The following is a 24880-nucleotide window of genomic DNA, read 5'->3' as shown; positions in this document are numbered from 1 at the left end:
GGCTGCGTATTCTACGCTTTCCCGTCTCGGCGTCAAGTGTTTTTTCAAACTTTCTTTTCGCCTTGAACTCAGTGTTAATAACCACTTCATTCAACCTAACCCGGTGACCGCTTTCGCTGTCTGCCGTTTCAGTGGATGCGCATTATAGGCACCATGAGATTTAGTGCAACCCCTTTTTTTAGGTTATTTATCTTTTTTGACTTGTTTGCAGATAATTTAGCCTGACCAGCTAGTTTTTAAGCATTATACTGTCAAAAACCATGAATATATAAGGATTGTTATGTCTACGAACGTAAGAACTTACCAAGGAATACACCCTGATTTAGCTGATAGTGTCTATGTTGATGAGTCGGCTGTGCTTGTGGGTGATATAAAATTAGATCATGACGCGAGTGTTTGGCCACTTGTTGCCGCTCGTGGAGACGTGAATAAGATCCGCATTGGTAAACGTAGCAATGTTCAAGATGGCAGCATATTACATGTTACTCGAAAATCTGCTGCTAACCCTGAAGGTCATCCATTGATTATTGGTGACGATGTAACGATTGGCCATAAGGCAATGCTGCATGGCTGTAAGATTGGTCATCGGGTTTTAATTGGAATGGGCGCAATATTACTTGATGGTGCAATAGTAGAAGATGATGTCATTGTGGGTGCGGGGTCATTAGTGCCGCCCAATAAAGTATTACAGAGCGGCTTCTTATATGTAGGCAGTCCTTGCAAGCAAGCTAGACCTCTAACAGATGCAGAACGTGCTTTCTTACCTCAGTCTGCTGATAATTATGTACGGCTGAAAAATGAGTATCTAGTGGACTTGCAGCAATAGAGTTAGTTTTGCTCATCGAAATGGGCTATCTCTTCTGTGCCCATTTCGCATTTATCTTGTTAAAATAGTTTACTAGTTGACAGTTATGACTATTGTGCTTGATTAAACTCAATTGCTTTATATGATAGTTAGCCTAGGATTGAATACTTATCCTCTTTCAGGGTTTACTTATATAAAGTTAATTACTCTCATTTCGACTATATTTAAGTGCCTTACTAAAGCAGAATACTGTTTAGGTGTTTTAAATCCCGTACTGAAGATTTTTGAACAAGGATGATTAGGTGTACCCAAAAAATCGACAGCAAAATTTACGCAAATCGCACAGTGATATTACGCAGCATTTATTACTGCTGGTTATTCCATTGCTACTTATTAGCATTTTGACTTTTGTGTTCATTGATGCTGATAAAGCCTATTTATACTTATTGTTGGTTTGCGCTGGCTATGTGACAAGCTATGCGATGACCTACTATGTACATAAGCAGAACATGTTGCGCCTTTGGCAACACTTAGATCAGGTGGTACGGATTAATGATACGACGTATGAGTTAGTTAATTTATCTAATCAGTACGATTCTGAAAAAGCCTTTTTAGATGCTTTACTGCAAAAAGCGGTAAATGCGATTGACGATGCTGAAATGGGTAGCATTATATTAGTGGATTATGTCGCTAACCGCTTACAGTTTGAGTCTGTTGTGGGTTTGAATATTGACACTCTGCGTAATATTAACTTTACCCTTGAAGAAACCTTTTTATATCGATTAACGAAGGGCCGTTTCGATAAAGCTGTTGTCATTAATAATATGCAAAACATTAATGCCAAAAGCACCCTGACAGAAGATGATCAATTTGTTTTACTCAATGCGTCTTCAAAGCAAATTTGCTCTACTTTGTCGAGCCCGATCAGAATTGAAGGTGAACTGTATGGAATGATGAACCTAGACAGTAGCAAAATGGAGGCGTTTGGTGAATATGATATTAATCTCGTTAATATTCTTACCTCAGAGGCTGCGAATGCCATTTCCTTGTATCAAAAATCGAAAGAAATCGAAATCATGGCCAACTTCGACGGGTTAACGAATTTGTATAACCGCAAAAAATTCGATGCTGCTATTTTACAATGGAAACACGATGCAGCCTTAGCGAGCTATATTGTCATTTTAGATATGGATAATTTAAAACCATTGAATGATTTGCATGGCCATCAAGCTGGTGATGATGCCTTACTAGCCTTTGCCCAGTCACTAAAGTCGATGTGGCACCCAAACTTTTTAGTTGCGCGATATGGTGGAGATGAATTTGTTGCGCTATGCAGAGGTCCTATAGAGACTTTAGAGGCACAGATAAATCAATTACAACAAGATTTAGCTCTTCTTACGCCATCCATCCATTTTAGTTATGGCATAGCGCAATATCAACAAGACTGGCAAATGGCATTTAAGCAAGCTGATAGCAACATGTACCAACAAAAGCGTTTAAAAAAACAAACCTCAATTGATTAAGCACTTTCTACTGGGCAAATGAGCAAGCGTTTAACTCTCTATTGAATTTCAATGTCACCTTTGTCGTTAAACGCTTCTTGCTCTATCAATGCTTCCGCTTTATCTTCTAGGTCGAAACGGCACAGTTCAAACAGGTTAGCAACATTAGATGGATTCACCTCTTGTTGTTCACACAGCATGCTTATCGAGCTAAAACTTGCATAACAATTAATATTCACCCCTTGTTGCTGGGCGACAAATCTCACCTTATCAGCCTCGATAAATAATTGATCACTAAAAATGACACTTTGATTCATTAATCGACGACCTTTTGTGCTAATAATTCGCGAAGCTTACGCATTACGGGACCTTTATCTGGGTTAATACCTCGCCATAAGTTAAAACTCGCCGCAGCTTGCCCGACTAACATGCCTAAACCATCTGCGGTTTTGCGCGCATGCTGATCCTGAGCCCATTGGTTAAACACTGTCGTTTGTTGGCTGTACGTCATGTCGTAACAGTCGGTAGTGTCATCAACGATAGTATCGGGTAATGAAATAAGCTGCCCAGATAAGCCGGCTGATGTTGAGTTAATGACTAAATCAAATGGCGAAGTTAATTCTTCAATCGGTTGAGCGAAGAAGTTACCGTACTCATTGAATAATTTTTGTAGTTGTTCGGCTTTCTCGTGAGTGCGATTGCAAATAACCAACTGCGACACATTATGCTGCAAGATAGGTAAAATACAGCCCCTGGCTGCGCCACCAGCGCCCACCAGCAATACACGCTTACCTTTTAATGACCCAAATAGCATTTCAAGATCATTAACCAGACCAACCCCATCGGTATTGTCACCACCAATTTTACCATTAGGCAGGTTAAATAGGCTATTAACAGCACCTGCTAGCTTTGCCATTTCACTGAGTTCGTCGCACATGGCAAATGCTTGTTCTTTAAATGGCGCGGTGACATTAGCACCTTTGCCACCATCAGCAAAAAAAGCCGTTAATGAAGCGTCAAATTGATCAATAGGTGCAAGAATAGCGTTATAGCTTAAATCTTGCTGAGTTTGCTTGGCAAACTCAGTATGTATAAATGGTGACTTACTTTGTGCTATTGGGTTACCAAATACGGCATACTTATCTGTCATTCGCTTTGTCTCTTCATTAACTATTTAGGACAACTTCCCACATATACAGTGAGAGGTTATCGGCTATATGCTTCAGGCATTTCCGTTTTCTGTAAGTAGCGATCACGAAGCTTGTCTTGACGACTGTCAGTGCTTTGCTCCTCACCTGCTATCCACATTTTTTGTACTTTACTACTGAATTCGAAAGGGTCGCCGCTCCATAAAACAATATCCGCAGGCTTGCCAACGGCAATTCGGCCAGAGTCTAAATGAAAAATATCAGCAACATTTGACGTTACAGCAGCCATAGCATCATTGTAATCCATACCATTGGCAACCGCATTACCCGCACTATAACGTAATGCATAAATACTGTGGCTGTCGCCAGGCAAAGCGATGGCCACCCTTACGCCTGCTTTAGCAAGCTTACCTGCATTATTAAGCGAATTATGTAGCGAATCAAAACTTTCCGGTAAATTACGCATGCTGTCAATAACCACTGGGATATTTGCTTGCGCTAACTGATCTGCCACAAGGACGGCATCTGCAGCATTTATTAAAATAAGGTCAAGACCTAGGTTTTGCTTAAGCTTAATCAAATGCAAAATATCACTGGCACGGTCAACGTCGACAATTAATGGCTTTTCACCTGCGAGTACCGCGTTAATAATATCATCTTCATGACTAGGCTCTTCACTATCATCGTCAGCGGTTTTTTTCGCTTTACTCTTTTGAGACTGCGCTTTTTTAGCATCCTCAAGTTTATGGATTAATTGCTGCATTCCTGCTGCACGCGAGCCTTCTTCTGTCGCACCTAATGCAACAACTAATCCGGTGTTTGCGGCCAGAACACTGTCCCAATCACCACTTAAATCTACGCTAAATGTTTGTCCTGCAAAAATGCCTTCGCCACCGCCAGATGACACGACATTACGGGTAATCCCGCCTTTGCGAGCAAATGGCACCGTGGATGCTTTGGGGTTGTAAGCTAAACTAGGGTCAAAAACAACATCGGCTTCTTTTTCATATGCATCAAGTGACGATGCTACAGCACCAATTTCGACCAGCCCCAAATCATTCATACTCGCAATAAAGCCTGGCGTTAATATTGCGTCTTTAGCATCTATGACGGTCTCGGCAGTCAGCGACGCCGGATTAATGGCTACAATAGTGCCATCTTCAATCACAACGGTTGCATCTGTTAGTACGCCTTGTTCTGTGGCGGTATGTACTGTGGCATGGATAATCGCTACGCTTTCAGCTTGAACAGCACAACTCAATGTTAGGCAGGCCGATAAACTTAAAGCAAGTGCAGATTTTTTAAATAGTGTCATTGTCTTGCTCCTTATTACTGACCTAACATAAAGTCACTTTGTGCCTGATAGGCTGGGTCTTGGCGGTCATACACTTTTGCACCATCAATAAACACCTGATCAGCTTGGGCGTATACGCTAAACGGATTGGTATTCCATACCACCACATCTGCATTTTTACCCTTTTCGAGTGAACCGGTCTTATCGCTAATACCCAATGATTTTGCCGCATTAGCAGTAATCCAACCAATGACGTGCTCAGCCTTTAAGTCAAAGCCGTTAGCATTCGCATTATTCATGATTTTTGCCGTTTCTTGATTAAGACGCTGAATGGTTACGCCAGAGTCTGAATGCACGACAGCACAAGCGTTTTTAACCGCATCGACCATGGCAACATTTTCAAGCACCATGTCATAAGCTTCTAATTTAAAGCCCCACCAATCTGGCCACATCGCGGCGCAGTTACCATTTTTAGCCAATAAATCGGCAATTTTGTATGCTTCAACAGCATGATGGAATGTGCCAGCGTGATAACCGAACTCTTTCCCTAGGTCGATCATCATCGCCATTTCTTCAGCTTTGTAACAATGGTTATGAATTAAAATCTCACCTTCCAGCACACCTTTAAGGGTGTCTTTCATTAAATCACGTTCAGGGGCAACAGGATTTTTACCTGCCGCGTAATCAGCATCGTACTTGTCCCATGCGCGTTTATATTCAGTTGCTTGAATAAATGCAGTGCGGTAGCCCGCCATATTACCCATACGGGTCATCGGTAATTCATTACGACTACCGTAAAGATTTTTAGGATTTTCACCACAGGCCATTTTTAATCCATACGGCGCGGCAGGAAACTTCATCGCTTGCATTGTCGTAGCTGGAACATTTTTGAGTGTCACCCCGCGTCCACCAATCAAGTTGGCTGAACCAGGTAAAATTTGTAACGTGGTAATGCCGCCTTCGCGAGCCCGATTAAAGCCCGGATCTTGTGGCCATACGCTGTGCTCAGCCCAAACTTCAGCCGTAACAGGGTTAGTCATTTCATTGCCATCATTATGAGATTCGGCATTGGGGCTTGGGTACACACCTAAATGCGAGTGCACATCGATAATACCTGGAGTAATCCATTTGCCTTTAGCGTCGACAACTACTGCACCTTCTGCAACTAACTGCTGCCCTACGGCACTGATTTTACCCTCTTTTATCAATACATCAGCGTCATCAATACGTTCACCGGTACCGGTTAATACTGTGGCATTTTTAAGTAACGTGGTTGAGTTCGGTAACGCATGGTAAGTGCTGGGATATGGATTTGCGTTGATGGTCACTTGCGGGTCTTGTTGTTCTACTGGGCTACAACCGGCTATTGCGGTAGATAACGCCACAGCAACCAAAGAAGGCGTGAGTTTGGCCATTGGGGTCTCCTTTCTTATTTTGCGACCAATTTAACCAAGTTAACGGTTGAAATACAGTGTAATCGTTAAATAATTGGTATCAAAACGTTAACAACTATATGTTCCTGCAATAGCAATGAATTCGATATAATTTTCGATATAATAGACCGACACTCCTCAACACAGACAATATGAACTGGTTACGTAAATTATTCACTAAGCCGCAAGCAAGCGATGATAGAGATGCGATGCAATCTAACGCCTACGATATTATTGGTGGCGATAAAGTGATCCGTGCGATAGCGCATGACTTTTATCAGCAAATGCAAACTCGGCCTGAAACTCAAAGCTTACTCGCCATACATCGCTCGCCTATTGCTGACTCAGAGCAAAAATTATATGAATTTTTAAGTGGTTGGCTTGGCGGACCGCAACTGTATCAACAGAAACATGGTCACCCTGCACTCAGAGCAAGGCATATGCCTTTTGCGATTGATGAGTCAATGCGAGATCAATGGTTAATATGTATGCGTGCAGCAATTCACAATTCAATAAAAAAGCCTGAACATCAACAAGTGATTATTCAGGCTATTTCGATCTTAGCTGACAATATGCGAAACCGATAATGACTAATGCTATATCGCTAACTCATGTTACTAACTCATAGTTAAGCTTGAGTTAACCAGTCTTGTGGCTTTAAGTAAACGTCGTACAGCTCTGCTTCTGCAGTCCCTTTTTCAGGGGTAAATGCATATTCCCAGCGAACTAATGGCGGCATCGACATCAGTATTGATTCGGTGCGACCACCAGTTTGTAAGCCAAACAACGTGCCGCGATCATACACTAGGTTAAATTCGACATAACGGCCACGACGGTATAGCTGGAACTGACGTTCATCATCGCCATACTCTAATGCTTTGTTGCGTTCAACTATTGGTGCATAAGCTTCAATAAAACCATTACCGACAGCTTGCATAAACTCAAAGCTTCGCTCAAAACCAGGTTGATTTAAATCATCAAAAAATAAGCCACCAACACCACGGGTTTCATTACGGTGCGGTAAAAAGAAGTATTCATCACACCATTTTTTGTACTTGGGATAAACATCTTCACCAAATGGGTCACAAATATCTTTCGCCGTTTGATGCCAGCTCACCACATCTTCTTTAAACGGATAGTAAGGTGTTAAGTCAAATCCACCACCAAACCACCAAACGGGGTTAGCGCCTTCTTTACGGGCGATAAAAAAACGCACGTTGGCATGCGTTGTTGGAATAAACGGGTTATTAGGGTGAATAACTAACGACACTCCCATAGCCTCAAAACTACGGCCAGCTAATTCTGGACGATGTGCAGTTGCGGATGCAGGCATCGCAGCACCCATCACATGTGAAAAGTTAACTCCTGCCTGTTCAAATACCTGCCCTTGTGTCATTACACGGCTAGTACCACCGCCACCTTCTTCACGCTCCCACGAGTCGGCTTTAAACGTTGCTTTACCGTCGAGCAGCTCTAAACGCTGACAAATATTTTGCTGAAGTGCCAACAGAAACGATTTAACTTGTTGTGCATCCGGCACCTGATGTTGGGTATTGGGCATGTTATTAACTTCCACTTCGAAGAATTTGACCACTGCGGGCATCAATAATGGTCGATGGCTGACGTTGCTCGCCAAGCTGACCTACAATTAATGCCTCAATTTTATCGCTAAAATCAGTGAGGATGTGTTGTGCATCGACCACAGGAGACTCTCCCGCTAAATTGGCGCTGGTCGATACTAATGGTTTATTAAGTGTGTCGCAAAGCTCACGCACAACTGGGTGAGCAGATACTCGCACTGCGATTGAATCAAACTCACCACATAATAACTTTGATACATGTGCCTTGATTGGCATCACAAATGTGAATGGCCCTGGCCATTTTGATTGCGCAAACTGCAACTGCGACTCGGTTAGCTGAGTAATATCAATGTAAGGCAATAGCTGCTCAAATGAGCTTGCCACTAAAATAAGGCCTTTTTGCCAAGGTCGTTGTTTTACTGCCAGTAATTTTTCGATGGCGGAATCATTATCAGGATCACACCCTAAACCAAACACAGCTTCTGTTGGGTAAGCTATTACGCCACCTTGTTGTATGGTGGTGGCGACAGCCGATGGCTGCAATTGCAACATTGGATTTCCTTTCATCAATTTAATGGTGGTGATAACGAATTAAAGCGCTCGCTTATATTTGCAGGATTTCTGCGGACATTCAAGACGGCTGCCAGCAGCGCCTTTGCGTTCCACTAAAATACCAAAGCCACAATCTGGGCAAGACTCATTATAAGGAGGATAGTTTACGATAAACTTGCATTTAGGGTAGGCACTGCAAGCAAAAAAAGTCTTTCCATAGCGGCTGGTCCGAGATTCTAAATGACCTTTATTGCATTGAGGGCATGCGATTTGTTCAGCTTCATTGCTGTGATCATGTTTTTCAATGTGGGTGCATTCTGGATAGTGTGTACAACCAATAAAAATACCAAAACGACCAGACTTCACTGCTAACTCATGGCCACATTTTGGACATTGTGAACCACTAATCACTTGTGTTTCTATCGACTCGTGTTGAACTAACGGCCGCGTGTAGTCGCAGGTTGGGTAATTATTACAACCGACAAAACTGCCATGCTTACTGTGTTTAACCGACAGCTCAGAACCACAAACAGGACAAAGCTCAAACTCTTTTTCCAGTGCATGCTCGTGGACAGTAAACAGCTGTTGATCAATTTTCGACATGGTGCTCTCAATGAATAATATTCTATAGATCTAAAAAAGGAGGCTAAGCCTCCTTTCTGTTATGAGTGTAAGCGCCCTTCTGGCTGCTCGAAGATTAAATCTTCCATTTGCTCGTAGGCAGACTCATTTCCTGGTACGTTGAATAGTACCATTAATACCACCCACTTAAGATCTTCTAACACCAATGTTGGTTCGTCTAATTCCATTACACGGTCAATGACCATCTCACGAGTTTCAACACTGAGCACTTGAATCTGCTCTAAAAACAGTAAAAAGCCACGGCTCTCTACATCTAACTTAGCCATTTCCGCTTTGGTGTAAATACGGAATGAATGTTGCGCATGATTGCACAAGTATGGTTTATCGCTTTCTTGCAGATCAGCTAACTGCTCTAGCCAAGAAAGGGCTTTTATAATATCAACTTGATGAAAACCCGCTCGGGTTAACTCTTTCGTGAGTTCATCTTCATCAACTAATAGTTCAATTTCACTATGAACATAGTTTTCAAATAAATACATGAGGATATCAAACATGGCTAACTCCTCTTTAGTCTGACGTAACCACCGGGCACTGCTGCAACCCACCCTTGTAACTCAAGTTCAAGCATTTGTATTAACACCAGATCTATTGGCTTCCCACTATCCTCAACCACGGCATCAATTGCCGTCGTTTCATAACCTACACTAGCTAACAGCGAAGGAAATGGCAAATCACAAATGTCATTATCCCGTATATGGTGCCGTTGATGCAATTGTTCAAGGTGATAATCCGATAAACTCCCTAACTCTTCTATTATATCGGCAGCAGACTCAACAAGTTTTGCACCATTTTTGATTAAATCGTGACAGCCTTGGCTGTAACCGCCTAATACTGAACCTGGCACAGCAAACACTTCACGATTTTGCTCCATTGCTAACCGAGCACTAATTAACGAGCCACTTTTACGGCTAGCTTCGACGACAACAGTCCCTAAGCTTAAGCCACTCACAATACGATTACGTTTAGGAAAGTTACCCGCATAGGGTCCAATATGCGGCCAATACTCGCTCATCACACAACCTGAATGAATAATGTCGCGATACAACTGTTGATGTCGTTGAGGGTAAACGCGTTCAACACCAGTACCTAATACCGCCATCGTTGAACCATTCGCCGCCAAAGTGGCTTTGTGAGCCGCACCATCGATACCTGTAGCCATACCACTAGTAATGACAAAACCTTGACTCGCAAGGTTATAAGCTAGCTCAGCGGCAATATCTAACCCACCACGAGAAGCATTACGACTGCCCACTATGGCAATACTTGGCATGACTAAAGACTCAACGTTTCCTTTAATAAATAGCACTAATGGTGCATCAGAAATTTGCTGTAGTAATGGTGGATAGAGTGGATCTGAGGGAATTAAAATATAATGATTTGGCTGCGATTGCTGCCATGCTAACGCTTGTTCAACTTTATCAACGTCGATATGGCACTTGGCCAGCAGGTTTGCCGATAGCGGCAATCCTTGAGGTTCAAACTCAAGACGTTGACGAAGTTCTTCAACGTCCATCTGAGTGAGTAATTGTTGAATCCGGGCGGGTCCTAACCCGGATACTGCACAAACAACGAGCCAGTCGACCAGTTTATCTGAAATTATTCACCTTTTAAGGTTAACGGCTCAGGCTTAACTAACTTATCACCAACACGAGCAGGTCGTTCATTAAACATGATTAGGCCTAAACTGGTTTTATCGAACACTTTAAAGACCAGTAAATTACCATGAAAGATATCGGGCATTTTATGAATCGTGTCTTCAGAGAAGTGTGCGAGCACTTTGTCGTAAGACGAGCGGTCTAGAGTACGAACAGGTAGGCCGTCGTTATTAATCGTAATATCTTCACCGTCGCGGTACATAGAGAATACATGCCCGGTTTCGACACCGTCTTCACTACCACGGTCAAGGTAAACCACATCTAACTTACCAGCCTCACGTATTTTACCATTAATGGCAATAATCGCAGCGGGTACAGCAAGGTCAGCGGCTTTAGGCACAAAGTAGGCTGACATTAATGCTTCATCTTCTACTGGCACAACTTTAAAGCCGCCTTTAGTTTCACGTAAGCTACTTAATAACTCTACTTTTGATATAGGTCCAGACTCAATCACTCGGCCACTTGAGGCTAAAATCATCTCTTGGCCTAATAATGCATCACGCTCTAGCGAGAAAAACTCTTGGCCTTTTTCGTACATTGCCACTTTGAGCCCAAGTTCAAGCTGTGCATTAACATAAATAATATCACTCACAACATGGTGAATCGATGGGCTCTCACCGCTCATTACCATAGGTAAACTGGCAAAAAAAGCAGGATCAACCACGCGATTTTGGACTAAATAAGGTTGTATAAGCGCTAAATCGACCGCAGGAATAGGGCCATCTTTTGATGCTATTCGGCCTTCGGGGCTTTTTTTAATGTGCTGTTTCACCACTAATCGCGGTTGACCATCAATAAAAACCAATGTCAGTCTATCGCCAGGATATATTAGATGTGGATTAGCAATTTGTGGGTTCACGCCCCACAATTTAGGCCAACGCCATGGATCATTTAAAAAGTATCCAGAGATATCCCACAGCGTATCGCCTTTTTTAACGACATACGTGTCAGGATGCCCAGCCTTCAAAGTTAATGCATCAGCACTCACTCCAAAAATATTTAAAGATAAAAAAGCAAGTAAAAGTAAGCGTTTCATGGTGCGGTCCATGTTGTTTAGCTCTTTATTAGAGCTTTTTACTGTTATTGATAGGCGGTAAGGATTAAAATTACCCTTATCGCAACAGCCAGTATAGCTAACTGGCTGAAATTTGACAGACTTGTTAAGAGTTTATATATGCCAATATTAAATGTTTTACGATTTCCAGATGAGCGTTTACGCACCATTGCAGAGCCAGTGACAGATTTTGGGCCAGAACTACAAACCCAAATCGATAACATGTTAGAAACAATGTACGAAGAAAAAGGCATTGGCCTTGCGGCTACGCAAGTCGATTTCCATAAACAACTCATCGTCATGGACTTACAAGATGATGTTGAGCGCCCAACTATTTTCATCAATCCACAAATTACGAAAAGTAGTGGTGATTTTGCTAATGAAGAAGGTTGTTTATCCGTTCCTGGTATTTATGCCAAAGTAGATCGTGCTGAGTTTGTAACCCTAAAAGCCTTCGACCGTCACGGCAAAGAATTTACCGTTGAAGCCGACGAGCTGTTTTCAATTTGTATTCAACACGAAATGGACCACCTCAAAGGTAAGTTATTTGTTGACTACTTGTCACCACTTAAACGTCAGCGCATTAAAACTAAGCTTGAGAAAGAAGCCCGTTTAGCAACTAAATAGGAAACGATTTGAAACCGTTAAAAATTATCTTTGCCGGTACTCCGGATTTTGCCGCCAGACATTTACAGGCGCTGATCGATTCACAACATGAAGTGATTGCCGTTTACTCCCAACCAGACCGACCGGCTGGCCGCGGGAAAAAACTCACTGCAAGCCCCGTTAAAGTGTTGGCTCAAGAGCATAATATCGCCGTATTTCAACCTGCATCATTACGTAACGAAGCGGCGCAACAAGAATTAGCCAGCTTGCAAGCCGACATCATGGTCGTGGTGGCATACGGATTAATTTTACCAAAGATAGTGCTTGATACACCAAAGTTAGGTTGCATCAATGTACACGGGTCAATATTACCGCGCTGGCGTGGAGCTGCGCCTATTCAGCGCGCATTATGGGCTGGCGACAATGAAACCGGCGTCACCATTATGCAAATGGATGTCGGCTTAGACACGGGTGACATGCTGCTAAAAACGCACTTACCAATAGGAGCAACCGACACCTCCGCAAGCCTTTATGAAAAACTAGCAGAACAAGGGCCAACAGCCTTAGTTGAAGCACTAACCGGGTTAAGTGAAGGTAGCCTTCAAGCTGAAAAGCAAGATGAAAGCCTAGCAAACTATGCAGAAAAACTGTCTAAGGAAGAAGCTCGCCTTGATTGGCATAAAAGTGCCAAACAACTATGGCAAGAAATTAGAGCCTTTAACCCTTGGCCAGTCAGTTACTTTGAACACCAACAAAGCGTGATTAAAGTCTGGCAGGCAACCTACAATGCTCAAGCATGCTCGCAAGCCCCAGGTACTGTGATTGCCGCCACCAAGCAAGGTATTGAAGTAGCTACTGCTGATGGCTCGTTAATCATTGAAACCATGCAACTGCCCAACAAAAAGCCACTTGATGTGGCAGATATCCTTAATGCTCGTGGTGATTGGTTTACTGCTGGTGTGTGTTTAAACCAAGAGGCTAACTAGCATGAATGTGCGTGCACTTGCAGCTAAAGCGATTTATGAAGTACTTGAAAAGGGCATGTCACTGTCGGTCGCCCTTCCAGAACAACAGCAACACCTAGAAAACGGTAAAGACAAAGCCTTGTTAGCAGAACTCTGCTATGGGGTTATGCGTCAATTACCGCAACTAGATAAATGCGTCAGTGACTGTTTAGCTAAACCATTTAAAGGCAAACAACGCATTTTGCATCAGTTATTGATTGTGGGTTGTTATCAACTTTACTTCACTCGAATCCCTGCTCATGCCGCCATTTCTGAAACCGCAGAAGCCTGTCGGCAACTGCGTTTTGATGGCTTAGTAAAGGTCGTCAATGGCGTTTTACGTAATATTCAACGTCAAGATGCCACCTTAAATACCGACTCAGATACGCTACGCTTTAATACTCCTGCGTGGTTTATTAAACGCTTACAACAAGCGTACCCAAGCCATTGGCAATCCATCATTGAACAAAGCCATCAGCGTCCACCAATGTGGCTACGTAACAATCGTTTATCACAATCGCGTGAAGACTACTTAAACGCATTAGCAGCACAAGAAATTAGTGCCGAAGCGGGTCCTAGCCCAGATTCAATTTTACTTGAAAGCCCTAAAGATGTCGCCAACTTGCCAGACTTTATGCAAGGCGCTGCATCGGTGCAGGATGGCGCAGCTCAATGGGCAGCAACACTCCTAGCGCCTACGGGTAATGATCTGGTTTTAGATGCTTGCGCAGCACCGGGGGGTAAAAGTTGTCATTTAATCGAACTCGCCCCAAGCATTAACCTTGTCGCGGTAGATTTTGATGAAAAACGCCTCGCTCGAGTACAACAAAATCTGGACAGGCTGCATTTAAAAGCGCAAGTTATTCACGGCGACGCCGCCAACATAGATTCATGGTGGCAAGGGCAAAAATTTGACCGTATTTTATTGGATGCGCCATGCTCTGCAACGGGTGTTATTCGTCGTCACCCAGATATAAAATGGCTTCGTAAAAATAATGATATTGAAGAGTTAGCCACGTTGCAGCGACAAATTTTTGATCATTGTTGGCAATGGCTAAAACCGGGCGGCACATTATTGTATGCAACCTGCTCTATTTTGCCGCAAGAAAATAGCCAGCAAGTAGAACAGTTTTTAGCGCGTACGCCAGACGCCAAATTAGTGCCAATAGCACAGCAAACAAACCCCAATGACATTGGCTGGCAAATATTGCCAGGCCAAGACAATATGGATGGCTTTTATTACGCGCGCCTAGTTAAAGCAATTTAAGGATGTACCCAAAGCCATGAAAATTATTATTTTAGGGGCGGGACAAGTTGGTGGCACACTTGCTGAAAACTTGGTCGGCGAGAATAATGACATCACCTTAGTCGACAGCGACCGTGCGCGATTAAGAATTCTGCAAGATAAGTTCGACTTACGAGTGGTAGTGGGTCATGGCGCACATCCAAGTGTTTTAAAAGAAGCCGGTGCAGAAGATGCCGACATGCTCATTGCTGTAACAAACAGCGATGAGTGTAATATGTCTGCCTGTCAAATTGCCTATACCTTATTTGGCACCCCAACCAAAATTGCCCGCATTCGCTCTGAAGCCTACCTCGACTTACAAGATAAACTGTTTATTAGTAGTGAAATAAAGTCCGGTGACGCCAAACCTCGCGGAGGCTTTATTATCGATGAGCTCATAGCACCTGAACAGTTAGTAACCACTTACATACAAAGATTGGTTGAATACCCAGGAGCACTCCAAGTGCTTGAATTTGCTAAGGGTAAATTAAGTTTAGTCGCTGTAAAAGCTTACTATGGCGGCCCGTTAGTCGGTAATGCTCTGGCCACATTGCGTGAACATATGCCGAATATTGATACCCGAGTCGCTGCCATTTTTAGGCAAGGCAGACCCATTATGCCGCGTGGTACCACCATTATTGAAGCCGACGACGAAGTGTTTTTCGTTGCTGACAGTCGTCATATTCGTGCGGTCATGAGTGAAATGCAAAAACTGGATAATTCATACCGTAATATCATGATTGCGGGTGGTGGTAATATCGGTTTTGGCCTCGCGCAAAAACTGCAACGTACTCACTCAGTGAAATTAATTGAACATCGCCAAGAGCGTGCAGAACAGCTGTCTGAGAAACTCGATAAAACTACGGTGTTTTGTGGTGATGCATCTGATCAAGAATTACTCCTTGAAGAGCACATTGACCAAACCGATGTGTTTATTGCCGTCACTAACGATGACGAAGCCAATATCATGTCGGCATTACTGGCAAAACGTATGGGCGCTAAAAAAGTCATGGTGCTTATTCAGCGTGAAGCCTATGTTGATATCGTACAGGAAGCTAATATCGACATTGCCATTTCACCACAACAAGCCACAATTTCAGCGCTACTGACTCACATTCGCCAAGGCGATATTTGTAACGTTTATTCATTACGCCGAGGCGCAGCAGAAGCCATTGAAGCTATTGCTCATGGTGATTCGAGCACTTCAAAAGTGGTAGGCAAGCAAATTGGTGAGATAAAACTCCCGCCAGGGACAACCATTGGCGCGATAGTTCGTAACGACGAAGTATTAATGGGCCATGATAAAACCGTAATCGAGCAAGGCGACCATGTCATTTTATTCTTAGTGAATAAAAAGTTTATTGGTGATGTAGAAAAGCTGTTCCAGCCGAGTGCATTTTTCTTTTAGGTTTTTATGTTTAACATAAAACAACTTATCTTTATTCTGGGTATTTTTCTCTCAATACTCACAGGGTTTATGTTGGTGCCAATGGCATTCGCGCTATTTTATGGCGAAGAGACCATTGGCGACTTTATGATATCGGGCTTATTTACCGGTTTTATCGCCATTCTTTGTCTGCAAAATGGTCGTAACCGCCAATTTAACCTCAATATTCGAGACATGTTCATGCTCACCAGTGTGACGTGGTTTGTCGTCAGCCTTTTTGCAGCATTGCCTTTCACTTTATATCACGGCATCAATTATACCGATGCATTTTTTGAAACAATGTCAGGTATCACTACCACAGGCTCTACCGTGCTCAGCGGCTTAGACGCCATGGACCACAGCATTTTAATATGGCGTTCTCTGTTGCAATGGCTGGGCGGCATTGGCTTTATTGTGATGGCGGTAGCGATATTACCGTTTCTCAACGTCGGTGGTATGCGGCTATTTAGAACAGAATCATCTGACTGGAGCGACAAAACCATGCCGCGAACCCAGCATATGGCCAAGCATTTATTTCAGGTCTATTTCGTGCTTACGCTGTTATGCGCCCTAGCCTATCACCTTGCAGGTATGCACTGGTTTGAAGCCATTAACCACGCAATGACAACACTATCGACAGGTGGCTACTCAACGTCAGACAGCTCCATGGCGGCATTTTCGCATGAAGCTCATTGGGTGGGTATCGTGTTTATGCTAGCGGGTGGATTACCATTAATCATGTTTGTGCAGTCAATCCAACAGCGTAGTGTACGATTATGGAATGACCAACAAGTAAAAGGCTTTTTACTGTTTGTGCTATTGGTGTCTTGTTCATTAGCATTTTGGTTGTGGCGACATCAGCATATGGATTTTATTGATGCCCTAAGGTTATCAAGCTTTAACGTTATATCCGTTATCACTACAACAGGCTACGGGTTAACGGATTATCAAGCTTGGGGAGCGGTCGCGAGCGTGGTGTTTTTGTTCTTAATGTTTATCGGAAGCTGTTCTGGTTCTACGTCTGGAGGGATAAAAATCTTTCGTTTCCAAATCGCTTTTTCAATTATGCGCCAGCAAATAAAACAACAATTTCATCCTAATGGCGTGTTTAAAGAAAAGTACAACGGCCATCGAATAAATGATGATATTGTTCGCTCAATTATGGCTTTTTTTATGCTGATGTTTGTGGTGATTTTAGGCTTATCGATTATTTTAGTGTCAACCGGCTTAGACCCAATGACCAGCTTTACCGGCGCAATCACCGCGGTAACCAATGTGGGGCCAGGGTTAGGGCCAATAATCGGCCCTGCGGGTAACTTTGCCCCCTTGCCTGATATTGCTAAATGGGCACTAGCTGTGGGCATGCTTTTAGGGCGCTTGGAAATTCTCACCGTGGCGGTATTATTCCATCCGAAGTTTTGGCGCTTCTAGGCCCTAGCTAAACTCAACTTGAGCCAGCTTAGCAATATGATTGCCATAAGCTTTTACATCTTGCCAATCGGTATAATCAATAATGGCAGTAGGATCCGTTGGCCCATCGGTCATTTTCATTATCAATCTAATCATTAAGCTGTCGTACCAAGGCCAGGATGGATAATCCACCTTACCGGCAATGATCTTAACATCTTGAGGTTTCCAGGCCGATAACGTTAAAAACTTCTGTAAGTATTTATTGTTTTCTGGAATGCGTTTTTCTGGATTGCGTGCCACCACATTGACACAAAAAAAGCTATTTGGCATGCTCGACAATGCCTGCTGGTGTTGGCTGACAAACTCAAACACCGATTTATGGTATGAGCCATACAAAACACAGGCGCCTAATGCGACAGCCTGGTATTTAGACCAATCGATTGGTTGTTGTTTAGTGTCATGAATGCTCATCACATCACATTGATCACCATTAGCGATAATTTGCTCAGCAATTGCACGACTAATTTGAGCCGTGTGCCCTCCACGAGAATAGTAAAGTACTAATATATGCGCCATGTTATGTCTCATTACTGCTTTATTTGCCTCAGTTTGGCAAAAAAGGCCTTTTTAAACCTCTGCAATGATCACAAATTAGAAATAGCTCATATATTTAATAGTTAAAATTGAGATCTGTATTGCGCGGAAGTATGATGACGTTAGATAGGCAGTTATGATTAAACTGACTCACGTTCACCAGATAGGAACACACATGCAGCAAGATATCGATGTCGCAACCATGCTTAACAATGCAGAGACAGCCGCGCAATGGCTCAAGGCGATTGCTAACCCTTATCGACTGATGATTTTGTGTTTATTGCTGGAGAAAGAACACAGTGTGACAGAGCTAAACGAGACCGTTCCGTTAAGTCAGTCTGCATTGTCACAACATTTAGCGGTGCTTCGCACACAAGATTTAGTCAATACGCGTAAAAGATCGCAAGTGGTGTATTACACCCTTAAAGATGAGCAAGTAACCGAAGTGATATCGATTCTTCACCGCCGTTATTGCGCCTAATCTCCCTTAGGCGTTTTGTTAACGCTTTTGTGCCGCGATTTGTTTGGCATAATCGTCAACTTTATCCCAATCGGTAAATTCAAAAGTGCCACTAGTATCAGTCGGCCCTTTGGTCATCCACATAATGAAACGAATCATAACCTTGTCAAAAAAGCGGTAGCGAGGATAATCAATCTTGCCCGCAAATACACCGAGCATATTGGGTGTCCAAGCCGACAGTGTTAAAAACTTCTGCATATAAGGATTAGTTTCAGGACTATTTTTAAGCGGCTTTCTCGCCACTACGTTAACAGTAAAAAAGCTGTTTAATTTACTGTTCAGTAAGGCTTGATGTTGCTCTGCAAACTTAAATAATTCTGGTCGATGTTTACCGTAACGAATACTGGCGCCAATAACCACTTTATCAACAGCGGCGAGTTGCTCTGCGTCGGCATCAGCAAGATTAATTACACTCACTTGCTCACCATTGGCTGATAATATTTGCTCAATACGCTGACAAATAGCGCGAGTTTGTCCATCTACAGTTGAATATAAAATGACGGTTTTTAACATTAGTTTTTCCAAAATGTCGGTGTAAACAACACCAATAAAGTAAATACTTCTAAACGGCCAAACAGCATAGCAACAACCAATACCCATTTCGCGCCATCAGACACATTGGCATAGCTCGATGCGACATCACCTAAGCCTGGGCCTAAGTTATTTATGCTCGCTGCAGTAGCACTAAATGCCGTAATGGCATCCATGTCCATTGCCATTAAAATTATCATGCACACCACAAACACCAGCGCATAAGCAGAAAAGAACCCCCACACCGCATCAATAACTCTGTCAGGTAATACCTTAGAGCCAATTCTAATGGAATACATTGCTTTAGGATGAACTAAACGTTTCAACTCACGAGATCCTTGCAGTACCAATAAAATCAGCCTGATCACCTTCATACCGCCACCGGTTGAGCCTGCACAACCGCCTATAAAGCTAGAAAATATCAATAGTATTGGCAAAAACAATGGCCAAGAATGGAAACTTTCAGTACCAAAACCCGCCGTTGTCGAAATAGACACCACCTGAAAAAAGGCATAATCGAGGGTTTGTTCTGCCGAATCATAAATACCCGACTGATATAAGGTAATAAAACAAATGGCAGTTAACACTAGCTGCACGGCTATAAGCACTTTAAATTCTGCATCTTTAAAATAAATTTTAAAGTTAATGCCACGCCAACTAAATGCAGCAAAATGCAGACTAAAATTAACCGCGGCAATCAATAAGAAAACTGCACAAATCACGTTAATTAATGGGCTATCAAAATACCCTAAACTGGCATCGTGGGTAGAAAAACCACCGATAGCAATGGTAGAAAATGAATGGCATATAGCATCAAAGGCATCCATTCCAGCAAAGTAAAACGCTAACGCACACGCAGTGGTTAACATAAAATAGATATACCACAATGCTTTGGCGGTTTCGGCGATTCGCGGTGTGACTTTGGTATCTTTTACCGGTCCGGGGACTTCTGCTTTATACAGCTGCATACCACCAATGCCTAACAGTGGTAAAATAGCCACTGCCAGTACAATGATACCCATACCGCCCATCCACTGAAGCAGATGTCGATAAAACAAAATGGATTTTGGTAAATCATCGAGGCCAACAATCACGGTTGCCCCTGTCGTGGTTAGTGCGGAAAATGATTCAAAGAAACTGTCTGTCCAACTGAGATCGGGCTCATTGGCAAAAATAAACGGTAATGCTCCTATAGAGCCCAGTACGGTCCAGAACAGCACAACAATGAGGAAGCCTTCTCGAGTTCGTAAATCGCCTTTTTGATGGCGATTGGGATACCACAATAAAAAACCTAAAAAGATACTGACAAAAAAGGCCTGAATAAACGCAGTACCACCACCATCTTTATACAAGATAGCCACTAATGCTGACGGCAGCATGGTGATTGAAAATAATCCCATCAGCAAACCGGTGATTCTAATAATTGTTTTATATTGCATTAAGGATTCTGTTTAAGTTGTGCTGCGTCGAATTTAACAATTGAGTGACAGTTTGGCATAAGTTCGTCATAGCTCAAACTGTAAACTTTACTTGCAGCTGGCCCTGAGTCTGGGTAGCTAAGGCTTGATTGAAAGCCTGATGGTATGATTTTGCTAATTCAAACTGTATTTCAACCTTATCGGTAAACACTTTATCGATAACGACACCATCATGCAGAGCAACTAAATATTCAATATCGGTGAGTTGCGCATAATGACAAACTAAACTTGCAGGGTATCTAATGTGCTTTACCTGAGTTTGTATTTGCGTTAATCCTTGCTTAATACCCGATGTATAAGCGCGCACTAAGCCACCCACACCGAGTTTAGTTCCCCCAAAATAGCGCACAACAATCGCACCAAGCTCGCCAATATTCGCGCCCTGTAAACACGCTAACATCGGTTTGCCAGCACTGCCCGACGGCTCACCATCATCACTGGCGCCCATATCAATCGTGTTCTCAGGGCTGCCAGCCACAAATGCGTAGCAATAATGACTCGCGCCAGGATATTGTGCCTTTATGTCAGTAAGCGCTAACTTCATTTGCTGTTGATTGGGGCAATGAAATAACAAAGAGATAAAGCGACTATGCTTTATCTCTTCTTCTATCAGTACGTTTGCTTGTGGTATTAAGTATGACTCAATCAACTAAACCGAACTCTCTGGTCATGTTTTCAACCCGGTTATGATGCACAATCACGTTATCTTCAATCCTGATCCCACCAAAAGGACGAAATACATCAACGGTTTGCCAGTTAATTGCTTGTTTCGCCTCAGGCGATAATTGCTCAAGCAGAGTATCAATAATATACAGCCCAGGTTCGATGGTCAGCACCTGATTAGCCGCTAATACTCGCGTACAACGTAAAAATGGATGAGCCTCTGGCGCAGCGATGTGAGTACCACGCTCATCATGAGCATAACCGCCCATATCATGCACTTGTAACCCTAGCATATGCCCTAACCCATGAGGGAAAAACGCACTGGTAATACCCTGAGACATTAATTGCTCAACCGAGCCATTTGCCAAGCCAAAGTCGATAAGCAATTGGGCAATATGCTCATGGGTTGCAATATGAAGATCGACATATTTAACCCCAGGTTTCATTTGCTCAATAATAGCGAGCTGGATTTTATCAAGTGCGACGATGAGCTCATAAAAACGATTTTTCTCAAATGAATAAGTACGGGTAATATCAGCCGCGTATCCATGAAAATTAGCGCCCGCATCAATCAAAAATGATAATCGTTGCGCAGGTTTAGTATGCTCTAACGCTGTATAATGCAAAATCGCCGCATTTTGATTTAAAGCCACAATATTGCCATAAGGAACATCATTTTCCCCCAGGCCTATTTCCAGTAAATAACGTTGCTGAATTTCGAACTCGCTTGCACCATTATAAAATGCATTTTTAGCCGCTAAATGGCCTTTTACGGCAATTTTATTAGCTTCTCGCATACATTCAAGTTCGTATTGAGTTTTATCTGCTCGATGATAATGTAAGTAATTCATCACGGCATCTGGGTTACGAGCCGTAAAACCCAGTACATCAGCAACATCTAAATGCTCACCAATATAAGCCCATGAAGCGATATTTTTTGGCAAGTAATCTGCAATACGATCAGGCTTGGTTAATAATTGAATATCAAAGTGTTCAGTCCAAAACACTTGCGGCACGTCATTAACCTTATGCCAAAAATCGACCGGGCGATAAAACACTAAAGTAGGCTTATCTTGGCCGTTAACGATAACCCAGCAATTGGGAGTATCTAAAATAGGTAGCCAAGCTTTAAATTGCGGATTAACTTTGAAGGGATAATTTAAGTCATCTAAAAACTGTCGATGCGGTTGCCCTGAATGAATCACTAGGCCGGAGATGTTTTCACGCTGGCAAATATCAGCAACACGACGATTGAGTTCAGCAATGTGTGCATGATATAGATGAGCTAACTGTTCCATTGACTATCCCTTTCATAAGTTTTAACTCAATAAGTCTATCACAAACAAAAAAACTCCTCGCTAGATGATAAAAAATTAAACGGCCGTTTAAATTGGGTGTTGTAATTTTTCTCATTTAGTCGCACACTGAGAATTAGCTGGTCAATAGATGGCCGAAACTGCTGTGATTCAAGCTTGATAACTGCACAGTAAATAAGATGTGGAAGTCGCTTTTAAGCAATAAGGAAGCAAGCAATGATCTACCAAAGCCCTACCATTCAGGTTGAGTTACTTGAAGATAATATTGCCAAACTTTGTTTTAACGCACAAGGTTCGGTAAACAAGTTCGACAGAGAAACTCTAGCCTCTCTTGATGCCGCACTAGACAGCATCAAACAAAATACCAACATTAAAGCGTTACTGCTGACATCAGCAAAAAGCACTTTCATTGTTGGCGCTGACATTACCGAATTTTTAACGTTGTTTCAGCAAGATGATGCAACGTTACTTGCGTGGGTTGAACAAGCCAACGCAGTATTTAACAAGTTAGAAGACTTGCCGTTTCCAACCGTGTCTGCGGTTAACGGTTTTGCATTAGGCGGTGGTTGCGAAACTATTTTAGCAACTGACTTACGCGTTGCAGATACCAATGCTCGCATCGGTTTACCAGAAACCAAATTAGGCCTTATTCCTGGTTTTGGCGGCACAGTGCGTTTACCTCGTGTTATCGGTGCCGATAATGCCCTTGAGTGGATTACCACCGCGAAAGATCAACGCCCAGAAGACGCATTAAAAGTCGGCGCAATTGATGCCGTTGTCGCGCCAGAACATTTAGAAGCGGCTGCGCTACAAATGTTGCACGATGCCTTAAATGGTAGCCTTGATTGGCAAGCTCGTCGTACTCAAAAACAGTCTCCACTTATACTTCCTAAACTTGAAGCGATGATGTCTTTTGCTACGGCAAAAGGAATGGTGTTCTCTGTTGCAGGCAAGCATTATCCAGCGCCGATGGCCGCTGTGAATGTTGTTGAACAAGCAGCAGGTTTAGACCGTGATGGCGCATTAAAAGTAGAAGCACAAGCGTTTATCAAGCTAGCTAAAACAGACGTAGCTCAAGCACTGATTGGTATTTTCTTAAATGACCAATTCGTTAAAGGCAAAGCTAAGAAAGCCAGCAAACTGGCTAAAGATGTTAACCAAGCAGCTGTATTGGGTGCTGGCATTATGGGTGGCGGTATTGCTTACCAAAGCGCCAGCAAAGGCACACCGATTGTCATGAAAGACATCGCTCAGCCAGCATTAGAGCTAGGCTTGAACGAAGCGGCTAAAATCCTCACAACTCAAGTTGCTCGTGGTCGCTCTACACCTGAGAAAATGGCTAAAGTATTAAACAACATCACGCCTTCACTAGATTATGCCGCTATCAAAAATAGCGATATCGTTGTAGAAGCGGTAGTTGAACATCCAAAAGTGAAAGCGACAGTATTGGCGGAAGTTGAAGGTTATGTTTCTGAAGATGCGATTATTGCATCTAACACTTCAACAATCTCTATCAACTTGTTGGCAAAAAGCCTTAAGAAACCTGAACGTTTCTGCGGTATGCACTTCTTTAATCCAGTGCACAAAATGCCGTTAGTTGAAATTATCCGTGGTGAGCACAGCTCTGAAGAAACCATTGCCACCGTTGTAGCCTATGCAAGCAAAATGGGTAAAACACCAATCGTAGTTAATGATTGTCCAGGCTTCTTCGTTAACCGCGTATTGTTCCCATACTTTGCCGGCTTCAGTGGTTTACTTGCTGAAGGTGCAGACTTTGCTGCTGTCGATAAAGTCATGGAAAAACAGTTCGGTTGGCCAATGGGCCCTGCTTACCTACTTGACGTAGTCGGTCTAGATACAGGTCACCACGCACAAGCGGTGATGGCAGAAGGCTTCCCAGATCGTATGGGTAAAAATGGCAAAGATGCTATCGACATTATGTTTGAAAACAAACGTCTTGGTCAAAAGAATACCAAAGGTTTCTATGCTTACTCAGTTGACCGTCGCGGTAAACCGAAAAAAGACATTGATCCAACAAGCTACGAATTATTAAGTGCTGAGTTTGGTGCTTTAAAAGCATTTGAGTCTGATGACATCATCGCGCGCTGTATGATCCCAATGATCATCGAAACGGTTCGTTGTTTAGAAGAAGGCATTATTGCATCACCTGCTGAAGGCGATATGGGTCTAGTTTACGGTATTGGTTTCCCTCCATTCCGTGGCGGTGTATTCCGTTATTTAGACACAATGGGCGTAGCAAACTTTGTTGCCCTAGCAGATAAATACGCACACCTTGGCGGCTTATATCAAGTCACCGATGCAATGCGTGAACTTGCAGCCAACAACGGTAGTTACTACCAAGCCTAATCAGTGGGAAAGGAA

At 42.9% G+C, this 24880-nt stretch carries 25 protein-coding genes; 10 read left to right on the top strand and 15 right to left on the bottom strand.

Annotation, left to right across the window (positions count from 1 at the left end):
• The first annotated feature begins 280 nt into the window (after nucleotides 1-280).
• Nucleotides 281-826 (top strand): gamma carbonic anhydrase family protein, encoded by a 546-nt coding sequence (locus AC19MX_RS17550; protein WP_498299314.1) that lies wholly within the window; start codon nucleotides 281-283, stop codon nucleotides 824-826.
• A gap of 281 nt (nucleotides 827-1107) precedes the next feature.
• Complete coding sequence (locus tag AC19MX_RS17545; RefSeq protein WP_498299313.1) at nucleotides 1108-2328, top strand: sensor domain-containing diguanylate cyclase; 1221 nt, start codon at nucleotides 1108-1110, stop codon at nucleotides 2326-2328.
• Between the two features lie 38 nt (nucleotides 2329-2366).
• Here AC19MX_RS17545 and AC19MX_RS17540 read toward each other — a convergent pair whose 3' ends face one another.
• Genes AC19MX_RS17540 through AC19MX_RS17525 form a run of 4 tightly spaced genes read right to left on the bottom strand, consistent with a single transcriptional unit; the run spans nucleotide 2367 to nucleotide 6164 of the window.
• A complete protein-coding gene (locus AC19MX_RS17540; RefSeq protein ID WP_498299312.1) occupies nucleotides 2367-2624 on the bottom strand; it encodes a DUF1488 family protein in 258 nt (85 codons plus the stop codon).
• Nucleotides 2624-3457 (bottom strand): shikimate dehydrogenase, encoded by an 834-nt coding sequence (aroE, locus tag AC19MX_RS17535; protein ID WP_498299311.1) that lies wholly within the window; start codon nucleotides 3455-3457, stop codon nucleotides 2624-2626. Before aroE ends, AC19MX_RS17540 begins: the two co-directional genes overlap by 1 nt.
• A gap of 56 nt (nucleotides 3458-3513) precedes the next feature.
• On the bottom strand, nucleotides 3514-4770 hold the full coding sequence (locus tag AC19MX_RS17530; protein WP_498299310.1) for an amidohydrolase family protein: 1257 nt from the start codon (nucleotides 4768-4770) through the stop codon (nucleotides 3514-3516).
• Between the two features lie 14 nt (nucleotides 4771-4784).
• Nucleotides 4785-6164: an amidohydrolase gene (locus tag AC19MX_RS17525; RefSeq protein WP_498299309.1), complete on the bottom strand. Its 1380-nt coding sequence runs from the start codon at nucleotides 6162-6164 to the stop codon at nucleotides 4785-4787.
• A gap of 170 nt (nucleotides 6165-6334) precedes the next feature.
• Between AC19MX_RS17525 and AC19MX_RS17520 the strand changes: the two genes are divergently transcribed.
• A complete protein-coding gene (locus AC19MX_RS17520) occupies nucleotides 6335-6769 on the top strand; it encodes a group II truncated hemoglobin (protein WP_498299308.1) in 435 nt (144 codons plus the stop codon).
• 41 nt (nucleotides 6770-6810) lie between these two features.
• On the opposite strand, the gene hemF is transcribed toward AC19MX_RS17520, so the two are convergent.
• From hemF to AC19MX_RS17490, 6 genes are all read right to left on the bottom strand, one after another.
• The gene (hemF, locus tag AC19MX_RS17515) at nucleotides 6811-7743 is read right to left on the bottom strand and encodes an oxygen-dependent coproporphyrinogen oxidase (protein ID WP_498299307.1); all 933 of its coding nucleotides are present in this window, start codon (nucleotides 7741-7743) and stop codon (nucleotides 6811-6813) included.
• 4 nt (nucleotides 7744-7747) lie between these two features.
• Nucleotides 7748-8314: an L-threonylcarbamoyladenylate synthase type 1 TsaC gene (gene tsaC / locus AC19MX_RS17510; protein ID WP_498299306.1), complete on the bottom strand. Its 567-nt coding sequence runs from the start codon at nucleotides 8312-8314 to the stop codon at nucleotides 7748-7750.
• 39 nt (nucleotides 8315-8353) lie between these two features.
• A complete protein-coding gene (locus tag AC19MX_RS17505; protein WP_432403267.1) occupies nucleotides 8354-8917 on the bottom strand; it encodes a DNA topoisomerase family protein in 564 nt (187 codons plus the stop codon).
• A gap of 59 nt (nucleotides 8918-8976) precedes the next feature.
• A complete protein-coding gene (locus AC19MX_RS17500; protein ID WP_432403269.1) occupies nucleotides 8977-9450 on the bottom strand; it encodes a DUF494 family protein in 474 nt (157 codons plus the stop codon).
• Nucleotides 9451-9452: 2 nt separating this feature from the next.
• Complete coding sequence (gene dprA / locus AC19MX_RS17495) at nucleotides 9453-10469, bottom strand: DNA-processing protein DprA (RefSeq protein WP_498299305.1); 1017 nt, start codon at nucleotides 10467-10469, stop codon at nucleotides 9453-9455.
• A gap of 83 nt (nucleotides 10470-10552) precedes the next feature.
• Nucleotides 10553-11659 (bottom strand): LysM peptidoglycan-binding domain-containing protein, encoded by a 1107-nt coding sequence (locus AC19MX_RS17490; RefSeq protein WP_432403274.1) that lies wholly within the window; start codon nucleotides 11657-11659, stop codon nucleotides 10553-10555.
• Nucleotides 11660-11785: 126 nt separating this feature from the next.
• On the opposite strand from AC19MX_RS17490, the gene def reads away from it, so the two are divergent.
• Genes def through AC19MX_RS17465 form a run of 5 tightly spaced genes read left to right on the top strand, consistent with a single transcriptional unit; the run spans nucleotide 11786 to nucleotide 17417 of the window.
• Nucleotides 11786-12292: a peptide deformylase gene (gene def / locus AC19MX_RS17485; RefSeq protein ID WP_498299304.1), complete on the top strand. Its 507-nt coding sequence runs from the start codon at nucleotides 11786-11788 to the stop codon at nucleotides 12290-12292.
• 8 nt (nucleotides 12293-12300) lie between these two features.
• Nucleotides 12301-13257, top strand: a complete 957-nt coding sequence (gene fmt / locus AC19MX_RS17480) for a methionyl-tRNA formyltransferase (protein ID WP_498299303.1) — start codon at nucleotides 12301-12303, stop codon at nucleotides 13255-13257.
• Between the two features lies 1 nt (nucleotide 13258).
• Nucleotides 13259-14542, top strand: a complete 1284-nt coding sequence (rsmB, locus tag AC19MX_RS17475) for a 16S rRNA (cytosine(967)-C(5))-methyltransferase RsmB (protein WP_498299302.1) — start codon at nucleotides 13259-13261, stop codon at nucleotides 14540-14542.
• Between the two features lie 16 nt (nucleotides 14543-14558).
• On the top strand, nucleotides 14559-15968 hold the full coding sequence (trkA, locus tag AC19MX_RS17470; RefSeq protein ID WP_432403282.1) for a Trk system potassium transporter TrkA: 1410 nt from the start codon (nucleotides 14559-14561) through the stop codon (nucleotides 15966-15968).
• Nucleotides 15969-15974: 6 nt separating this feature from the next.
• Nucleotides 15975-17417 carry a TrkH family potassium uptake protein gene (locus tag AC19MX_RS17465; RefSeq protein ID WP_432403284.1) on the top strand — a complete coding sequence of 481 codons (1443 nt, stop codon included), beginning with the start codon at nucleotides 15975-15977 and terminating at the stop codon, nucleotides 17415-17417.
• A 3-nt stretch (nucleotides 17418-17420) separates the two neighbouring features.
• On the opposite strand, the gene hemG (AC19MX_RS17460) is transcribed toward AC19MX_RS17465, so the two are convergent.
• Nucleotides 17421-17972, bottom strand: coding sequence for a menaquinone-dependent protoporphyrinogen IX dehydrogenase (gene hemG / locus AC19MX_RS17460; RefSeq protein ID WP_498299301.1), 552 nt, complete (start codon nucleotides 17970-17972; stop codon nucleotides 17421-17423).
• Nucleotides 17973-18165: 193 nt separating this feature from the next.
• Between hemG (AC19MX_RS17460) and AC19MX_RS17455 the strand changes: the two genes are divergently transcribed.
• A complete protein-coding gene (locus tag AC19MX_RS17455; protein WP_432403289.1) occupies nucleotides 18166-18471 on the top strand; it encodes an ArsR/SmtB family transcription factor in 306 nt (101 codons plus the stop codon).
• A gap of 18 nt (nucleotides 18472-18489) precedes the next feature.
• On the opposite strand, the gene hemG (AC19MX_RS17450) is transcribed toward AC19MX_RS17455, so the two are convergent.
• The 4 genes from hemG (AC19MX_RS17450) to pepQ all read right to left on the bottom strand — a co-directional run bounded on the left by hemG (AC19MX_RS17450) (nucleotide 18490) and on the right by pepQ (nucleotide 22480).
• Nucleotides 18490-19023 carry a menaquinone-dependent protoporphyrinogen IX dehydrogenase gene (gene hemG, locus AC19MX_RS17450; RefSeq protein ID WP_498299300.1) on the bottom strand — a complete coding sequence of 178 codons (534 nt, stop codon included), beginning with the start codon at nucleotides 19021-19023 and terminating at the stop codon, nucleotides 18490-18492.
• Complete coding sequence (locus AC19MX_RS17445; RefSeq protein ID WP_432403293.1) at nucleotides 19023-20480, bottom strand: TrkH family potassium uptake protein; 1458 nt, start codon at nucleotides 20478-20480, stop codon at nucleotides 19023-19025. The genes hemG (AC19MX_RS17450) and AC19MX_RS17445 overlap by 1 nt, the downstream gene beginning before the upstream one ends.
• A 73-nt stretch (nucleotides 20481-20553) precedes the next feature.
• A complete protein-coding gene (locus AC19MX_RS17440; protein WP_498299299.1) occupies nucleotides 20554-21168 on the bottom strand; it encodes a YigZ family protein in 615 nt (204 codons plus the stop codon).
• The gene (gene pepQ / locus AC19MX_RS17435) at nucleotides 21161-22480 is read right to left on the bottom strand and encodes a Xaa-Pro dipeptidase (protein WP_498299298.1); all 1320 of its coding nucleotides are present in this window, start codon (nucleotides 22478-22480) and stop codon (nucleotides 21161-21163) included. The genes AC19MX_RS17440 and pepQ overlap by 8 nt, the downstream gene beginning before the upstream one ends.
• A gap of 234 nt (nucleotides 22481-22714) precedes the next feature.
• On the opposite strand from pepQ, the gene fadB reads away from it, so the two are divergent.
• Entirely contained in the window at nucleotides 22715-24865 is a 2151-nt protein-coding gene (gene fadB, locus AC19MX_RS17430) for a fatty acid oxidation complex subunit alpha FadB (protein ID WP_498299297.1), read from the top strand.
• Nucleotides 24866-24880: the final 15 nt, after the last annotated feature.

The organism is Shewanella sp. MF05956, assembly GCF_059758055.1.
Note: the sequence above shows the minus strand (reverse complement) of the source record. Positions and strands in the feature narration are given on the sequence as shown.

What these genes read in the sequence shown, in the direction of transcription:
- hemG (WP_498299301.1), bottom strand. Translation starts at nt 17,972, where the DNA reads ATGGCGCATATATTAGTACTTTACTATTCTCGTGGAGGGCACACGGCT.
- tsaC (WP_498299306.1), bottom strand. Translation starts at nt 8,314, where the DNA reads ATGTTGCAATTGCAGCCATCGGCTGTCGCCACCACCATACAACAAGGT.
- hemG (WP_498299300.1), bottom strand. Translation starts at nt 19,023, where the DNA reads ATGTTAAAAACCGTCATTTTATATTCAACTGTAGATGGACAAACTCGC.
- AC19MX_RS17465 (WP_432403284.1), top strand. Translation starts at nt 15,975, where the DNA reads ATGTTTAACATAAAACAACTTATCTTTATTCTGGGTATTTTTCTCTCA.
- AC19MX_RS17445 (WP_432403293.1), bottom strand. Translation starts at nt 20,480, where the DNA reads ATGCAATATAAAACAATTATTAGAATCACCGGTTTGCTGATGGGATTA.
- fadB (WP_498299297.1), top strand. Translation starts at nt 22,715, where the DNA reads ATGATCTACCAAAGCCCTACCATTCAGGTTGAGTTACTTGAAGATAAT.
- pepQ (WP_498299298.1), bottom strand. Translation starts at nt 22,480, where the DNA reads ATGGAACAGTTAGCTCATCTATATCATGCACACATTGCTGAACTCAAT.
- AC19MX_RS17525 (WP_498299309.1), bottom strand. Translation starts at nt 6,164, where the DNA reads ATGGCCAAACTCACGCCTTCTTTGGTTGCTGTGGCGTTATCTACCGCA.
- rsmB (WP_498299302.1), top strand. Translation starts at nt 13,259, where the DNA reads ATGAATGTGCGTGCACTTGCAGCTAAAGCGATTTATGAAGTACTTGAA.
- trkA (WP_432403282.1), top strand. Translation starts at nt 14,559, where the DNA reads ATGAAAATTATTATTTTAGGGGCGGGACAAGTTGGTGGCACACTTGCT.
- AC19MX_RS17550 (WP_498299314.1), top strand. Translation starts at nt 281, where the DNA reads ATGTCTACGAACGTAAGAACTTACCAAGGAATACACCCTGATTTAGCT.
- hemF (WP_498299307.1), bottom strand. Translation starts at nt 7,743, where the DNA reads ATGCCCAATACCCAACATCAGGTGCCGGATGCACAACAAGTTAAATCG.
- AC19MX_RS17500 (WP_432403269.1), bottom strand. Translation starts at nt 9,450, where the DNA reads ATGTTTGATATCCTCATGTATTTATTTGAAAACTATGTTCATAGTGAA.
- AC19MX_RS17490 (WP_432403274.1), bottom strand. Translation starts at nt 11,659, where the DNA reads ATGGACCGCACCATGAAACGCTTACTTTTACTTGCTTTTTTATCTTTA.
- dprA (WP_498299305.1), bottom strand. Translation starts at nt 10,469, where the DNA reads ATGGACGTTGAAGAACTTCGTCAACGTCTTGAGTTTGAACCTCAAGGA.
- aroE (WP_498299311.1), bottom strand. Translation starts at nt 3,457, where the DNA reads ATGACAGATAAGTATGCCGTATTTGGTAACCCAATAGCACAAAGTAAG.
- AC19MX_RS17540 (WP_498299312.1), bottom strand. Translation starts at nt 2,624, where the DNA reads ATGAATCAAAGTGTCATTTTTAGTGATCAATTATTTATCGAGGCTGAT.
- AC19MX_RS17505 (WP_432403267.1), bottom strand. Translation starts at nt 8,917, where the DNA reads ATGTCGAAAATTGATCAACAGCTGTTTACTGTCCACGAGCATGCACTG.
- AC19MX_RS17520 (WP_498299308.1), top strand. Translation starts at nt 6,335, where the DNA reads ATGAACTGGTTACGTAAATTATTCACTAAGCCGCAAGCAAGCGATGAT.
- def (WP_498299304.1), top strand. Translation starts at nt 11,786, where the DNA reads ATGCCAATATTAAATGTTTTACGATTTCCAGATGAGCGTTTACGCACC.
- AC19MX_RS17455 (WP_432403289.1), top strand. Translation starts at nt 18,166, where the DNA reads ATGCAGCAAGATATCGATGTCGCAACCATGCTTAACAATGCAGAGACA.
- AC19MX_RS17530 (WP_498299310.1), bottom strand. Translation starts at nt 4,770, where the DNA reads ATGACACTATTTAAAAAATCTGCACTTGCTTTAAGTTTATCGGCCTGC.